This window comes from Mangrovimonas sp. YM274, assembly GCF_030908385.1.
Lineage (GTDB): Bacteria > Bacteroidota > Bacteroidia > Flavobacteriales > Flavobacteriaceae > Mangrovimonas_A.
Genome location: NZ_CP133091.1, coordinates 2292242 through 2307728 on the forward strand (window position 1 = coordinate 2292242; position 15487 = coordinate 2307728).

15 protein-coding genes are annotated in these 15487 nt (G+C 38.4%); 11 read left to right on the plus strand and 4 right to left on the minus strand.

Annotated features, from left to right (window positions below; genetic code table 11):
* The first annotated feature begins 90 nt into the window (after positions 1-90).
* The 11 genes from RBH95_RS09845 (at position 91) to RBH95_RS09895 (ending at position 12410) form a co-directional block, all read left to right on the plus strand.
* A complete protein-coding gene (locus RBH95_RS09845; protein WP_307899418.1) occupies positions 91-1179 on the plus strand; it encodes a M42 family metallopeptidase in 1089 nt (362 codons plus the stop codon).
* Positions 1180-1219: 40 nt separating this feature from the next.
* Positions 1220-1768 carry an NUDIX domain-containing protein gene (locus RBH95_RS09850; protein ID WP_307899419.1) on the plus strand — a complete coding sequence of 183 codons (549 nt, stop codon included), beginning with the start codon at positions 1220-1222 and terminating at the stop codon, positions 1766-1768.
* Between the two features lie 7 nt (positions 1769-1775).
* Positions 1776-2456 carry a PrsW family intramembrane metalloprotease gene (locus RBH95_RS09855; protein ID WP_307899420.1) on the plus strand — a complete coding sequence of 227 codons (681 nt, stop codon included), beginning with the start codon at positions 1776-1778 and terminating at the stop codon, positions 2454-2456.
* 35 nt (positions 2457-2491) lie between these two features.
* Entirely contained in the window at positions 2492-4411 is a 1920-nt protein-coding gene (locus RBH95_RS09860; protein ID WP_307899421.1) for a DUF294 nucleotidyltransferase-like domain-containing protein, read from the plus strand.
* Positions 4412-4418: 7 nt separating this feature from the next.
* Complete coding sequence (locus RBH95_RS09865) at positions 4419-5105, plus strand: PolC-type DNA polymerase III (protein ID WP_307899422.1); 687 nt, start codon at positions 4419-4421, stop codon at positions 5103-5105.
* A gap of 71 nt (positions 5106-5176) precedes the next feature.
* Positions 5177-5659: a biotin/lipoyl-containing protein gene (locus tag RBH95_RS09870; RefSeq protein ID WP_307899423.1), complete on the plus strand. Its 483-nt coding sequence runs from the start codon at positions 5177-5179 to the stop codon at positions 5657-5659.
* A 55-nt stretch (positions 5660-5714) separates the two neighbouring features.
* Positions 5715-7157 carry an acetyl-CoA carboxylase biotin carboxylase subunit gene (gene accC, locus RBH95_RS09875; RefSeq protein WP_307899424.1) on the plus strand — a complete coding sequence of 481 codons (1443 nt, stop codon included), beginning with the start codon at positions 5715-5717 and terminating at the stop codon, positions 7155-7157.
* 30 nt (positions 7158-7187) lie between these two features.
* Positions 7188-8729 (plus strand): acyl-CoA carboxylase subunit beta, encoded by a 1542-nt coding sequence (locus RBH95_RS09880; protein ID WP_307899425.1) that lies wholly within the window; start codon positions 7188-7190, stop codon positions 8727-8729.
* Between the two features lie 66 nt (positions 8730-8795).
* Positions 8796-9359, plus strand: coding sequence for a DUF1579 domain-containing protein (locus RBH95_RS09885; RefSeq protein WP_307899426.1), 564 nt, complete (start codon positions 8796-8798; stop codon positions 9357-9359).
* An 83-nt stretch (positions 9360-9442) separates the two neighbouring features.
* Complete coding sequence (locus RBH95_RS09890) at positions 9443-11170, plus strand: APC family permease (protein ID WP_307899427.1); 1728 nt, start codon at positions 9443-9445, stop codon at positions 11168-11170.
* A 31-nt stretch (positions 11171-11201) separates the two neighbouring features.
* On the plus strand, positions 11202-12410 hold the full coding sequence (locus RBH95_RS09895) for a multidrug effflux MFS transporter (RefSeq protein ID WP_307899428.1): 1209 nt from the start codon (positions 11202-11204) through the stop codon (positions 12408-12410).
* 11 nt (positions 12411-12421) lie between these two features.
* On the opposite strand, the gene RBH95_RS09900 is transcribed toward RBH95_RS09895, so the two are convergent.
* The 4 genes from RBH95_RS09900 to RBH95_RS09915 all read right to left on the minus strand — a co-directional run bounded on the left by RBH95_RS09900 (position 12422) and on the right by RBH95_RS09915 (position 15359).
* Positions 12422-13057 carry a MarC family NAAT transporter gene (locus RBH95_RS09900; RefSeq protein WP_307899429.1) on the minus strand — a complete coding sequence of 212 codons (636 nt, stop codon included), beginning with the start codon at positions 13055-13057 and terminating at the stop codon, positions 12422-12424.
* 98 nt (positions 13058-13155) lie between these two features.
* Positions 13156-13923 (minus strand): NYN domain-containing protein, encoded by a 768-nt coding sequence (locus RBH95_RS09905; RefSeq protein WP_307899430.1) that lies wholly within the window; start codon positions 13921-13923, stop codon positions 13156-13158.
* A 124-nt stretch (positions 13924-14047) separates the two neighbouring features.
* Complete coding sequence (locus RBH95_RS09910; RefSeq protein ID WP_307899431.1) at positions 14048-14608, minus strand: YceI family protein; 561 nt, start codon at positions 14606-14608, stop codon at positions 14048-14050.
* 106 nt (positions 14609-14714) lie between these two features.
* Positions 14715-15359: a Crp/Fnr family transcriptional regulator gene (locus RBH95_RS09915; protein WP_307899432.1), complete on the minus strand. Its 645-nt coding sequence runs from the start codon at positions 15357-15359 to the stop codon at positions 14715-14717.
* Positions 15360-15487 lie beyond the last annotated feature (128 nt).

Consider the following 15487-nt stretch of genomic DNA (forward strand, 5'->3'; position numbering starts at 1 on the left):
AATACATGCTTTTGTTACAAAAATCAGTTTTACAAATGTTGAAAGTGAATAAATCCTAGTATTTTTACGGAAATATAACAACTAATATCTATGGCAAAAGACAGCTTACTCAATAAAAAATCATTAGAATTTCTTGAATCTTATTTAAACAATGCCGCCCCTACCGGATATGAATGGGAAGGTCAAAAAATATGGATGGACTATCTTAAACCATATGTAGATGAATTTATAACAGACACTTATGGCACTGCCGTTGGAGTTATCAATCCAAAAGCTAAATACAAGGTAGTTATTGAAGGGCATGCCGATGAAATTTCTTGGTATGTTAATTACATTACGGACAACGGATTGATTCACGTAATCAGAAACGGAGGTAGTGATCACCAAATTGCACCCAGTAAAATTGTGAATATCCACACCAAAAAAGGAATTGTAAAAGGTGTATTTGGTTGGCCGGCAATCCACACCCGCGATAAATCCAAGGAAGAAACGCCTAAAATTGAAAACATCACCATTGACGTTGGTGCCAAAGACAAGGCCGAAGTTGAGAACATGGGAGTACATGTAGGATGCGTAATCACCTATCCTGACGAATTCCATATTTTGAATGGCGATAAATTTGTCTGTCGTGCTTTGGATAACCGCATGGGAGGTTTTATGATAGCCGAAGTAGCAAGGCTATTAAAGGAAAACAACAAGGAATTACCTTTTGGACTTTATATTACCAACTCTGTTCAGGAAGAAATTGGACTGCGTGGAGCCGAAATGATTACACAAACCATCAAACCCAACGTAGCCATTGTTACTGATGTAACACACGACACCACAACCCCTATGATTGACAAAAAGAAAGAAGGTCATTTGGAACTTGGCCTAGGACCTGTGGTAGCCTATGCACCTGCTGTTCAACAAAAATTGCGAGACTTGATTACAGATACAGCCGAAGCCAATAAGATTCCGTTCCAAAGATCGGCCTTATCCCGTGCTACTGGAACCGACACCGATGCCTTTGCCTACAGCAATGGCGGTGTGGCCTCTGCTCTCATTTCCCTACCATTGCGCTATATGCACACTACTGTGGAAATGGTTCACAAGGACGATGTAGAAAACGTCATCAAATTGATTTACGAAACCTTGTTGCAAATTAAAGACGGAGAAACATTTTCATATTTTAATTAACACATTCCCGCGAAAGCGGGAATCTTGTTTTATACCAATTATGGACGAACTTATAGATATTGTCACTAAGGAAGGAACACTCACTGGGCAATCCTGCCTTAAATCGGAAATTCATTCCAAAGGATATTACCATAACACGGCCCATTTGTGGCTTTACACACAAAAAGGGGAGATTTTGTTGGCCCAGCGCAGTTTCGAAAAGGCCATCTGTCCTGGTATGTGGGATGTATCGGTAGCGGGCCATGTAGATGCTGGAGAACGTATTGAAGAAGCTGCCATTCGTGAAACACAAGAAGAACTTAGCCTTTCCCTACATGAAAATAAGCTAATGAAAATTGGTGTGTTCGATTGCTTTCAATCCTATCCTTCGGGCATTATAGACAATGAATTTCACCATACCTACATCGCCCAATTACTAGTCCCTTTAAAAACCTTAAAGCCTCAACCTGGAGAAGTAGAAGCCTTAAAGTTAGTGGATATAGAAACCTTCAAGGATCTTTTAGATAAAAGTGGAACCAATAATCATTTCGTGCCGTCCAACAAAGCTTATTACGAAACGGTTTTAAAGGCAATTGTAAATCAACTATAATCTTAAGATGAATCTATTCCTCATGGCCATAGCGCCTGTATTTATTATTATTCTTTACATCTATTTTAAGGACAAGTACGAAAAAGAACCCAAACACCTTTTGTTATTCAGTTTTTTATTGGGAAGTGTCGTAAGTATCATAATCACTACCATACTCTATCGTGGGTTTGATGTAGTTTTACCTTTACAAAACGATCGTAGTATTCTTGAACAATTTATCAAGGCTTTCTTTGTGGTTGGACTTACGGAAGAATTCAGTAAATATATTATTGTGCGCTACTATGCACAAACCAAAGTAGATTTCAATGAACCGTATGACGGCATTATGTATGCGGTTATGGTATCCATGGGCTTTGCAGCCACCGAAAACATTATGTATGTATTACAAGGCGGCTATACAATAGCTTTGATTAGGGCCTTTACGGCGGTTCCTGCCCACGCTACTTTTGGTATCATCATGGGATATTTCATGGGAAAAGCCAAATTTTCAAACAACCGTTTCAAATTGAATTTAGCGGGGTTATTTTTCGCCATTCTCTTTCATGGTGCGTATGACTTTTTCTTGTTCATTAACTTTGTTCCCGGTATTGGAATTGGCGCTTTTATCTCATTGTTCTTGGGGATTGTCCTCTCTAGAAAAGCTATTAAAACCCATCAGGAAAATTCCAAATTTAAAGTCTCTAAATAAGAATTACACAGCATTCTTTTTGTTAAATTAGTACTATGAAAAACACCATAGCAGAGCGCATTGCCGACTTCTTAAAACGCTTCCCCCCTTTTGATTTGGTCAAGAAATCAGATCTTTTGGAAATTGCCAAACAAGTAACCATTACCTACTTGGAAAAAGGTAAGGTCATCTATGAAAAAGACAGTCCGTTACACGATCAGTTTTATATCATTCATAAAGGTGCCGTGGTTCTGATAAAGGGCAATTATGGCTCGTCTGAGGTTATTGATAAATTTGATGAAGGCGATGTGTTTGGACTGCGGCCTTTGTTTGCGCTCGAAAATTATGCCATCACCTCTGTAACTGACGAAGAATCTATCCTTTATGGAATTCCTATTGAACTGTTCAAACCTTTAGCGGCTAAAAACAAAAATATTGGCAATTACCTCATTGAGAGTTTTGCTTCTAATACCGAAAACCCCTATACAAAAAAACATCATTTAGAGTTCTTTTCAGAAGGAGCCACCAGTATTGAATCCAATAGCAATCTCTTCGAGCTACAACCCATTAAGTACACCAAGAAAATTGTTACAGCAACCCCTTCTACAAAAATTAAGACCATCGCCAAAATTATGGACGAACATAATATTGGCTCTGTAATCATTGAAGAGGACAACTTACCTATTGGAATGATTACCGATAAAGACCTGCGTAAAAAAGTGGTCACCGGTCTTCATACCATCAACGAAAGTGCGGCCAATATCATGAGCAGTCCCGTGTTGTGTTATCCTAAAAACATTACCATTGCACAAGCTCAAATTTCAATGATGAAACATCAAATTGGGTACTTGTGTATTACAGAAGACGGCACGCCTAATAGCAAGATTATTGGATTGGTTTCAGACCATGATATTGTATTGCTGCAAGGAAACAGCCCTTCCGTTTTAATGAAGGCCATACAGCGTTCCAACAATACCAAAGACCTTAAACGTATTAGGGAAAATATCACCCTATTACTGAAAGGGTATATCATGCAAAACATTCCACTTACCCATACCAGCAAAATCATTTTTGAATTGAACGATGCTACCATAAAACGAATTATTGAGCGTTGTCTGGAAAAAATGAAAGAGGAACCTCCGGTTAAATTTGCTTGGATGTCTTTGGGTAGTCAAGGGCGTAAGGAACAGCTGCTACAGACAGACCAGGACAATGCCCTCATTTTTGAAAATGTAAGTCCTGATCGTTTGGAGGCGACTAGAGCTTATTTTTTAAAATTGGCAAAAAGAGTCAACAAGCGTTTAAATACGGTTGGTTTTGAATTTTGCAATGCCGATATGATGGCCAAAAACCCGAGATGGTGTTTAAGCTTAGACGAATGGAAAGCTCAGTTCACCGAATGGACCACCAATACCGGAAATGATGAAATTTTACTTTCATCCATCTTCTTCGATTTCGATATAAGCTATGGAGACGCCTCGCTTACCAATGCCTTGGCAGAACACACCCTAAAAATCACCAAAAACAATTCTCTTTTTATGTCCAAATTGGGAGCTAATGCTTTGAGAAGTGCCTCTCCCCTAGGTTTCTTTAGACAGTTTTTGGTAGAAAGTGATGGCGAGTATAAAGACTTCTTCGATATTAAAAAACGAGGGCTAATGCCACTTATCGACGCAGGACGACTGCTCACCTTAAATTTTCAAATAAAAACCATCACCAATACAGGCGAACGTTTTGAAAAATTGGCTGAGCTGGTACCTGAAAACAAGGAGCTCTTTTTGGCCTGTTCCTATTCGTTTAAGGCTATCCTTAAATTTAGAACCAAACATGGCCTTATTAATAATGACGACGGTCGTTTCATTAAACTTGAAACACTAACCAAGGAAGAAAAAATGAAATTAAAGCGCTGCTTTAAAACCATTGCCAATGTTCAAGAATATATTAAAATGCGCTTTAACTTAGGCCATCTAATATAGTACTGCTATGATGCGATTCTTCAAAAGAAAAAAGTCTAAAGACGCCCCAAAAGTCCATACCTATTATCCAGACTATTGGCAACGGTACGAGGCTCTTTTTGACAACGAACCTGAGCTAGACCTAAATACCAATCGCTTTGTAGTTTTGGATACCGAAACAACAGGATTTGATTACAATTTGGACAGAGTACTTTGCATTGGTGCCGTTGAAATTGTAAATAGACAAATTAATGTTTCCAATACCTTCGAGACCTATATCCGGCAGGAACACTTTAACGAAAAAACGGTAAAAATTCATGGTATAATTAAACACGAGCGCATTGTGACCTATAGTGAAGATGAGGCCATTCAACAGTTTTTGGAATATGTAGGTAATGCCATTATTGTGGCCCATCATGCCCGTTTTGATTTAACTATGATTAACGAGATGCTCAAACGTAAAGGGTTGCCCGTCCTTAAAAACAAAGTACTAGACACCGTTAACTTATATCGGGCAACTCGCATTAAATCCAACTTTATTCAATACGATAAAGCCTATACTCTGGATGAAATTGCCGAGAATTACATTTTGGATGTTTCCGATAGACATACAGCTGCTGGAGACGCACTTATTACGGCTTTAATCTTCCTAAAAACCACGGCAATTTTGAGCAATAAGAAGCAATTAACCCTAGCAAAAATGTTCAAACTGTAATTTTAAAAATTACAGTTCTGTCAAAAACAACCATTTTATATTCCCTATATTTAGCGCTTAAATAAAAATATATGGGAAATTTTAAAATTTCGGTTAATAATCAGCTGGACTTTGAAGTGGACACAGCTGAAGTTTCACAACTAAATGCTGTTAAAACTTCAGTACATTCTTTCCACATTCTTAAAGATCATAAATCTTATCAAGCTGAAATTACCAAACTAGATTTTAACAACAGAACCTACGAGGTTAAAATCAACAATAATAGTTACAACATACAAATTCAAAGCGCTTTGGACGCCCTCATAAAAAGTATGGGGTTTGCCCTTGGCAACACCAAACATGTCAACGAAATAAAAGCGCCTATGCCAGGGTTAATTCTTGACATTTCGGTAAAAGCTGGAGATACAGTTACTGAAGATTCTCCGTTGTTGATCCTCGAAGCCATGAAAATGGAAAATGTCATTACTTCACCTAGGGATGGTGTTATTAAATCCATTACGGCCGCAAAAGGAGATGCTGTTGAAAAAAATCAATTGTTAATAGAATTTGAATAACTAGAAAAATGCTAAAGAACAGAGAGTCCAGACTCTCATTCTTTCAAAAAAATATATGAAAAAAATACTTGTAGCCAATAGAGGTGAAATTGCTATCAGGGTAATGAAAACCGCAAAAAAAATGGGGATTCAAACTGTGGCAGTCTACTCTACCGTAGACCGTAATGCACCTCATGTGAAATTTGCAGATGAGGCTGTTTTGATAGGAGAAGCCCCTTCCAACCAGTCGTATTTATTAGGAGACAAAATAATTGCTGTAGCTAAAGAATTAAAAGTGGATGCTATCCATCCGGGCTATGGCTTTTTAAGTGAAAATGCCGATTTCGCAGAATTATGTGAAACAAATGGCATTACCTTCATCGGTCCTAAATCTAAGGCCATAAAAATTATGGGGAGTAAACTGGCTGCCAAGGACGCCGTAAAGGAATACAACATCCCAATGGTACCAGGAATCGATGAAGCTATAACTGATGTAGAAAAAGCAAAAGGAATTGCCAAAGAGATTGGCTTTCCTATTTTAATAAAAGCCTCTGCCGGAGGTGGTGGAAAAGGTATGCGCGTTGTAGATTCTGAAAAAGATTTGGAATCCCAAATGATGCGTGCTATTAGTGAAGCCACTTCAGCCTTTGGAGATGGATCTGTATTTATTGAAAAGTACGTTGCTTCACCAAGACATATTGAAATTCAGGTAATGGCAGATACTCACGGCAATGTAATCCATTTATTTGAACGTGAATGTAGCGTACAACGTCGCCATCAAAAGGTTGTTGAGGAAGCGCCTTCTTCGGTATTAACTCCAGACTTAAGAGCTAAAATGGGGGAAGCAGCCGTTAAAGTTGCTAAATCCTGTGACTATGTGGGCGCTGGAACTGTAGAATTCCTATTGGATGAGCAGCACAACTTTTATTTCTTGGAAATGAACACCAGATTGCAGGTGGAACATCCTGTAACGGAATTGATCACAGGAGTAGATTTAGTGGAGCTTCAAATTAAAGTAGCACAGGGAGAAGTACTTCCCATCAAACAGGACGATTTAAGCATTAAAGGTCATGCTTTGGAATTGCGTGTCTATGCCGAAGATCCATTAAACGACTTTTTGCCTAGTGTAGGGCATTTGGATACCTACCAACTTCCCGAAGGTTCAAACATTAGAGTGGACAATGGTTTTGAGGAAGGGATGGACATTCCAATTTATTACGACCCTATGCTTTCAAAATTGATTACTTACGGCACCACCCGTGAAGAAGCAATTGAAACCATGTTGGAAGCAATAAATAATTATCATGTAACAGGAGTGGCCACCACGCTTCCGTTTGGAACTTTTGTTTGCAAGCATGAAGCCTTTAGATCAGGTGAATTTGACACTCATTTTGTCAAAAAGCATTACGATCCCAAAACCTTGGAAGCCGAGTTTCAAGCCGAAGCTGAAATCGCCGCAATGATTGCTCTAAAACAATATTTGGAAGACCAAAAATTATTGAGACTCCCAAACCTTTAAATAACCTATAAAGACTTAAAAACATTCCTTATGGAATCTAAAATAAAGCAACTTAACGAAAAACTCTCTCAAGCCTATTTAGGTGGTGGAGAAAAGCGTATCGCTAAACAACACGACAATAAAAAACTAACAGCCAGAGAACGTATTGACTACCTGTTGGACGAAGGGTCCTTTGAAGAAATTGGAGCATTGGTAACCCATAGAACCAAAGATTTTGGCATGGCAGACCAACAATTTTATGGAGATGGTGTAGTAACAGGTTATGGGACCGTTCACGGTAGACTTGTTTATGTCTTTGCCCAAGACTTTACAGTTTTTGGCGGCTCACTTTCCGAAACACACGCCGAAAAAATATGTAAGATTATGGATTTGGCTGTAAAAGTTGGAGCACCTTTAATTGGCCTTAATGATTCTGGTGGTGCTAGAATTCAGGAAGGAGTTCGTTCTCTTGGTGGCTACGCCGATATTTTTTATCGTAACGTACAGTCTTCAGGAGTCATTCCTCAAATTTCGGCCATTATGGGGCCTTGTGCCGGAGGGGCCGTTTACTCCCCTGCCATGACCGATTTCACATTAATGGTGGAAAATACCAGTTATATGTTTGTAACAGGTCCCAATGTGGTTAAAACGGTTACCAACGAAACGGTTACTTCCGAAGAATTGGGAGGAGCAAGCACACATGCTTCAAAGTCCGGAGTAGCTCATAAAACCTCAGCCAATGACATTGCATGCTTGGAAGACATTAAAAGTTTATTGAGCTACTTGCCTCAAAACAATACCGAAACACCTAAAACAATTCCTTTTGAATTGCAGGATGAAATAAGGGATCAATTGGAAAATATCATTCCCGATAATGCCAACAAACCATATGACATGCATGATGTGATTTCAGGTATTATTGATGAGGATTCCTTTTACGAAATCCACAAGGATCACGCTGAAAATATCCTTGTAGGCTTTGCTAGGCTTGGTGGTAGAAGCATTGGTATTGTAGCCAACCAACCCATGTTCCTAGCAGGGGTTTTGGATGTAAACAGTTCCAAAAAGGCCGCACGATTTGTGCGATTTTGTGACGCCTTCAACATCCCTCTCTTAGTATTAGAAGATGTCCCTGGGTTCCTTCCTGGAACCGATCAGGAATGGAACGGTATCATTGTTCATGGTGCAAAATTACTGTATGCCTTTAGTGAAGCTACCGTACCAAGGGTAACTTTAATCACCAGAAAGGCTTATGGCGGTGCTTATGATGTGATGAACTCCAAACATATTGGTTCTGACATGAATTTTGCATGGCCAAGTGCCGAAATTGCTGTAATGGGAGCGAAAGGCGCAGCAGAAATAATCTTTAGAAAGGAGATTAAGGAAGCGGACAACCCTGAAGCCAAATGGAAAGAAAAGGAAGCCGAGTATGCCGAAAAATTTGCCAATCCATACAGTGCAACAGAACGCGGTTTTATCGATGAGGTTATTCTACCAAAGGACACTCGAAGGAAGCTCATCAAGGCTTTTTCCATGCTACAAGACAAACAAGTGGACGGACCAAAACGCAAACATGGCAACATTCCACTTTAAATAATGATGTAAGAGTATTCGGTTTTTATTGTATCTTTATAATACGTTTTTTAATCCGGTATAATTATGAAAAAAGTGATTTTTGGAATTGCCTGCCTTTTATTAACGGTGTGCTCTTGGGCACAGACACCGGAAGAAATGAAAGCCTGGCAAGATAATATGACGCCAGGTGCACCGCATCAATTCTTGGCTTCTTTTGACGGAAAGTGGGATGCCACAGTAAAAATGTGGATGGATCCTTCGCAACCTGCCAATATTTCAAAAGCTTACACTGTTAACGAAATGATCATGAATGGTCTCTATCAGCGCTCCACACATAAAGGAGAGATGATGGGAGCCCCCTTTATGGGTGAAAGCATCACTGGTTATGATAATGCCAAAAAGAAATTTGTAGCAACTTGGATTGACAACATGGGCAGTGGCATTATGTATTTAGAAGGTGATTACGACCCCTCCAAAAAAATCTTAACCTTGGAAGGATCCATGTTAGATCCAGCAACGGGTAAAGATACTTGGATAAGGGAAGTACTCACATACAATAACGCAGACTCCCACACTTTTGAAATGTTTGTTTTGAAAGACGGGAAACAAATCAAAAACATGGAAATTTTGTATACCCGAAGCAAATAAAACATGAATCGAATCTAAAATAAATACCAAAGGCCTTCATCAAAAAACAAGCAAACTGATGAAGGCCTTTTAATTTTTATATCATGAAAAAACTTAATCAACTAGCGGCTACGGCCATTTGTGGAAATGATATTAGTTCATCTTGTTTATATGTGTCTGCTCTAGCAATTATATATGCAGGCCAATACGCTTGGATTTCTTTATTAATAGTTGCTTTAATTTTATTTCTATTTAGAAAAATTTACGGCGAAGTGGTTGGCGCACTCCCTTTAAATGGTGGTGCCTACAATGCACTTTTAAATACCACTAAAAAGTCGACGGCCTCATTTGCAGCTGCATTAACTGTCTTGTCCTATATGGCCACCGCTGTTATCTCCGCAAGCGAATCCGTAAAATATGCCCATAGCCTTTGGAATTTTATTCCAGTGGTAGAAACCACCATTGCACTCTTGGCCATTTTTATGTTCATTGTTATTATGGGAATTGGAGAATCTTCAAAAGTAGCCATTACTATCTTTATTTTCCACCTCACCTCTCTTACACTGCTGTGCTTGTTTTGTGGTGTCTATCTGTTTCAAAACGGATTGGACGTATTACTTACCAACTTTAAACATCCAATTGAAGGTAGCGTAACTACGGCCCTCTTCTTTGGATTTGCTGCTGCAATGCTTGGCATTAGCGGTTTTGAAAGTTCTGCCAATTATGTGGAAGAACAGGCCGAAGGCGTTTTCCCAAAAACCCTTCGAAACATGTGGATTATTGTTACCATTTTTAACCCATTAATTGCCTTTTTGGCACTTGCCATTATACCAATAGCAACCATACATTCCAATGAAGAAACGCTATTATCCTTTATGGCCAATACTGCGGCAGGCAATTGGTTATTTTACATTATATCCATTGATGCCGTATTGGTTTTAAGTGGTGCTGTGCTAACTTCCTTCGTTGGGGTTGGAGGACTTGTAGAGCGTATGACCTTAGACCGAATTTTACCAGGGTTCCTATTGGCGAAAAACAAACGGGGAAGCTCCTATCTTATCTTCATTACATTTTTTGTGTTGTGTGTTACGGTACTATTAATTACAGAAGGAAACCTTCAAGCTTTAGCGGGAGTTTACACCATCGCTTTTTTAAGTGTGATGATTTTATTTGGATTTGGTAACCTACTCCTTAAAATAAACCGAAAACAACTGCCTAGGCCTGAACGCGTAGGCCCCTTAGCCTTATTTTTTGCAATTGCGGGTGTGGTCATAGGACTTATTGGTAACATAATCCTGAAACCTGAATATTTAGCCATTTTCCTGGAATACCTTATCCCTACTCTTTTGATTGTTGGCTTTATGTTGTTTAGAGTTCAAATTTTGGAAGCCATTTTATACTTTATTAATTATATCACACCTAAGGGAGTCCCTGTTTTCGATAGGATGGATACCAAAATACTGAGGTTTATTAGGAAAATTAACAACCAAGAATTTGTGTTTTTTACAAATCATGATAATGTTGCTACATTAAATAAAGTCTTGCAATACATAGAACGAAATGAACACACAAGACGTCTGAAAATAGTTTCAGTCGTTCCTCCCGGAACAGAAGTAGTCCACAATTTAGTAGAAGATCTACAGGTCCTTGACCGCGCCTATCCAGATGTCTTCATTGAATTTGTAAAAGAAGAAGGCTCCTTTGGCCCGGAGAAGATTAAAGAACTTTCCAAACGATGGAACATTCCGGTAAACTTTATGTTTATTGGTACGCCGGGTGAAAATTTCAAATACAGGGTTCAGGAGTTGGGAGATGTAAGGGTAATCATCTAGGACAGTAGTTTTTTTAAAGTTACATTTGCATATGCAAGAAACTTCCCAAGAACACAGTAAACCAAATATAGAATTTATTGCACTAATGGCCTCTTTGATGGCCATTGTAGCTTTATCCATTGATGCACTGCTACCTGCTCTTCCTGATATCGCTGAAGATTTAAATGTAACCGATCCAACAAAAAACCAACTGCTCATTACCATGATCTTTTTAGGACTGGGGTTTGGACAATTGATTTTTGGACCACTGTCAGATAGTTTTGGAAGGAAACCCATTATTTATACGGGATTTTCGCTTTTTGTAATTGCCAGTATCTTATGTGTCACGACCAATTCATTTGAAATATTGGTATTTGGCCGTATTTTACAGGGAATAGGGCTTTCGGCACCGCGAACCATCAGTATTGCGATGGTAAGGGATACGTATAGCGGAGACCGGATGGCACAGGTTATGTCTTTTGTGGTCATGATTTTTATTTTGGTTCCAGTAATAGCTCCTACAATGGGGCAATTCTTGATTACTTTTTACGATTGGCATTCCATTTTTAACCTTAACCTTATTTATGGTTTATTGGTCTTGTTTTGGTTTTGGAAGCGCCAACCTGAAACACATACTGCAGAAAACAGAAATAAACTCTCCGTAAACCTATTTATTAAAGGCACCAAGGAATTCTTCAAATATAAAGAAGCGGTTGTGTACACCATTGTTTCGGGCCTAATTACGGGGTCGTTTATGGTATACCTGAGTACTTCGCAACAAATTTTTGAAAATCAATATAATTTGGCCGATTTATTCCCCTACATCTTTGCCAGCTTGGCTATTGCCATAGGGTTTTCTACCTTTTTGAACAGTACTTTGGTCATTCGTTTCGGAATGAAACGCATTGCGTTTGTGGCGGCCATAGCCTATTCCATAGTTTCTATACTGTATGTATTTTTGTTTTGGTCTGGAGTAAACCCTCCTTTATCCATCCTTTGGACGTTCTTTGGGTTTCAATTTATTTCTATAGGGTTCCTTTTTGGCAACCTAAGATCTTTGGCCATGCACCCTATAGGGCATATCGCCGGTATTGGAGCAGCCATCAACGGTTTTGCATCCACCATTATGGCCGTTCCTATTGCTAATTACATTGGTAGTTTTGTTATTGACACCGTCCTGCCTTTATTTATAGGATTTTCGGTTTGCGGTATCTTATCCGTTTTGCTCTTTTTGTTGCTCAAAAACAAAGACAGTGCTTAATATTGACACCTCTAAACAATCAATAGAGATTTAATAATATCCATAACAGAGCCAATTATGTATTCCACACCAATGGCTATGACAATAAACCCAATAACACGAGATAACGCATTGATGCCAGAGGCTCCCAAGAATTTCACAATATAATGGGAACTCTTTAAAATGAAATAGATAATAAGTGTTACGGCAACCAAAGCGCCTAAAATAGTACAAATTTGAAAGGAAGCCTGATATTCTTGATTATAGGTAATTAGCAGTGAAATAGTACCAGGCCCTGCCAACATAGGAATGGCCAAAGGTGTTAAAGCTATCGCTTCCCGGGTTTGGATATCCCGTTGCACGCGTTCCCGCTTCATCCCTTTATGTTCCCTAAACTTTCCCGTAAGCAAAGCAAAACCTGAAGAAGCAATAATTAGGCCTCCAGCAATCTTCAAAGCGGTTAAACTGATTCCGAAAAAAGACAAAATATATTTGCCTGCAAAAAACGACAGCAATAAAATGATTAAGGCATCGAGTGCGGTCCAAAAGGCTGTAACGGCCCGTTCCTTTTTGCTGTGTTCCATTGTCAATCCAACAAACACGGGTACTGTACCCAAGGGATTCATTATTGAAAATAAAGCTCCAAAACTCACTAAAAATAACTCCATTGTTTTTTCTGCAAAGTCAATACTTTTTAGCAGATCAAAAGTTACCTTACATTTAAACAATAGTGAGTAAATTGTTAGTTGTTCAGTGGTCTAATCACCTATTTTTTTCTTCGGTTAGACCTACGCTTGGGCTCCTTGATTCTAACATACATCAACTTAAACCTACCATTACCGCTTTCGCGTTTATCTATTTCGAAGTTTTTTATAGAACTTATCAGCGGAGTAAGTTTTTGAAACCCATAATTCCTCGAGTCAAAATTAGGTTGTTTCTTTTGAAGTAAGCTTCCAACATCTCCCAAAAAGGCCCATCCATCATCATCGGCCAAATCGGATATTGTTGAGGCTATGAACTTGATATCCTTTTCCGTGATTTTGTCATACCTACTTTTTGGGGCTGCTGTTTTTTCTTCATTATTATCTTCAGTCTCCTCTCCTTGTGATTTTAAAATTTCTATATAGATAAATTTATCACAAGCCACAATAAAGGGATTTGGGGTTTTCTTTTCTCCCATTCCATAAACCGACATACCGGCTTCCCGCAAACGGGTAGCCAATCGTGTAAAATCACTATCACTGGATACCAAACAAAATCCATTGACCTGACCAGAATATAAAATATCCATGGCATCAATAATCATTGCCGAATCGGTAGCATTTTTGCCAGAGGTATATCCATATTGTTGTATTGGCGTAATGGCATTTTCAAGCAATACGGTCTTCCACTTGGTTAAATGTGGATTGGTCCAATCTCCATAGATTCGTTTTATAGTAGGATTTCCATATTTAGCTATTTCTTCCATCATTTCCTTTACATAGGCAGACGGAATATTGTCTCCATCAATAAGTACGGCAAGTTTTATATCCATAGGTTGTAGTTATTTTCCTTAAAGGTAGCATTATTTTAATGTTTCCAAATTGTCTAGGATATATAAAAGAAAAAGCCGCTTCGATTTTTCGAAACGACTTTCTCACTCACCAACCAATCATTTGTTAAAATTGAAGGTCTGCTACAATATCGAATTCATCATAGATTACCTTATCCTTCAAATCGTCATAGAAACTTGAAGACCCATATCTCACGTTATATTTACTACGGTCAATTTTTAAAGTAGCACTAGCTTTACTACCATATACCGAAATCTCAAACGTTGCAGGATGTGTTTGTCCTTTAATGGTTAAATCTCCTGTTACTTCGTAAGAATTTTTTCCTGAAGGTTTCACAGAATTAAACACCATTTTAGCTGTTGGATAATTGTTTACTCCAAAGAAATCATCAGACTTCAAGTGACCGTCCAATTTGTCTTTGTATTCTCCTGTTAAATCTGTAGTTTCCAAAGAAGTCATATCTATAGTAAACTCTCCTCCTGTAAGAGTTTCTCCATTAAATCTTAATGTACCTGATTTTATAGCTATGGTTCCTTCATGAGATCCTGCCACTTTATACCCTTTCCATACTACTTTACTGTCTGTAGTATTTACGGTTTTTTGTTGGGCTTCCATAGTTGCTGTAAATGTTGCAAATGCAAGGATTGCAATTGTTAATCGTTTCATTTTGTATCTGATTTTTATTGTTAAATAATTACAGTACAAAATTGCAGCAGGACTGCTACAAATAAAATAGCATAGATTACAAAAAGAAGTTAATCTAGATTAACTTTTAGGCATCGGTGGCCAATTGACGCTTGATTTTGCTGAGGAATTCCTTTGTAATACCTAAATAGGAAGCAATCATATATTGAGGGATACGTTGTTCTATTAAGGGATACGTTTCTTTAAAATACAGATAACGTTCTTTAGCTGGCATACTAAAATTACGAATGATCCGCTTTTGGGAAGCTGCTAAACCACGTTCCAAAATCTTTCTAAAAAAGCGTTCCAGTTTGGGTACTGCGGCATACACCTCTTCTATGGTATCTACATGAAACTGGGCAAAAGTAGTATCTTCCAAACACTGTATATTGAATTGGGCCGGCTCTTGACTAATAAAACTTCCGATATCCGAACTCCACCAATCCTCAACACACAACATAATAATGTGTTCTTGCCCTTCATCATCCACATAAAACATACGGGTGCACCCTTTTAAGATAAAGCTACTGTATTTACACACATCTCCTTGTTGCAGGGCATACTGCCCTTTAAGATAGCGACGAATTGTAATATGTTCTGCCAAATATGCTTCCTCTTCAGGAGTTAAGCTCACATGTTTTCCTATATATTCTAACAGCGGTTGAATATCCATAAAATTGTATGAAAAGTAGGCTTCAAAAATAAGGAAAAATACGGAGGTACAGTCTATCACAGCTATGCCTTTACAGAAAAACAGTATTGTTAATTTTTAACAGTTAAGCCCAAGAATTTCCACGCATAGTGGGTATCAGTTATCAACAATTCTCTTTTGTTCCATTTTTATTTCTTAAATTAGAAACA

Coding starts and splice junctions, on each gene's coding strand:
- RBH95_RS09880 (WP_307899425.1), top strand. CDS start 7,188: ATGGAATCTAAAATAAAGCAACTTAACGAAAAACTCTCTCAAGCCTAT.
- RBH95_RS09885 (WP_307899426.1), top strand. CDS start 8,796: ATGAAAAAAGTGATTTTTGGAATTGCCTGCCTTTTATTAACGGTGTGC.
- RBH95_RS09900 (WP_307899429.1), bottom strand. CDS start 13,057: ATGGAGTTATTTTTAGTGAGTTTTGGAGCTTTATTTTCAATAATGAAT.
- RBH95_RS09910 (WP_307899431.1), bottom strand. CDS start 14,608: ATGAAACGATTAACAATTGCAATCCTTGCATTTGCAACATTTACAGCA.
- accC (WP_307899424.1), top strand. CDS start 5,715: ATGAAAAAAATACTTGTAGCCAATAGAGGTGAAATTGCTATCAGGGTA.
- RBH95_RS09845 (WP_307899418.1), top strand. CDS start 91: ATGGCAAAAGACAGCTTACTCAATAAAAAATCATTAGAATTTCTTGAA.
- RBH95_RS09855 (WP_307899420.1), top strand. CDS start 1,776: ATGAATCTATTCCTCATGGCCATAGCGCCTGTATTTATTATTATTCTT.
- RBH95_RS09850 (WP_307899419.1), top strand. CDS start 1,220: ATGGACGAACTTATAGATATTGTCACTAAGGAAGGAACACTCACTGGG.
- RBH95_RS09895 (WP_307899428.1), top strand. CDS start 11,202: ATGCAAGAAACTTCCCAAGAACACAGTAAACCAAATATAGAATTTATT.
- RBH95_RS09890 (WP_307899427.1), top strand. CDS start 9,443: ATGAAAAAACTTAATCAACTAGCGGCTACGGCCATTTGTGGAAATGAT.
- RBH95_RS09865 (WP_307899422.1), top strand. CDS start 4,419: ATGATGCGATTCTTCAAAAGAAAAAAGTCTAAAGACGCCCCAAAAGTC.
- RBH95_RS09870 (WP_307899423.1), top strand. CDS start 5,177: ATGGGAAATTTTAAAATTTCGGTTAATAATCAGCTGGACTTTGAAGTG.
- RBH95_RS09860 (WP_307899421.1), top strand. CDS start 2,492: ATGAAAAACACCATAGCAGAGCGCATTGCCGACTTCTTAAAACGCTTC.
- RBH95_RS09905 (WP_307899430.1), bottom strand. CDS start 13,923: ATGGATATAAAACTTGCCGTACTTATTGATGGAGACAATATTCCGTCT.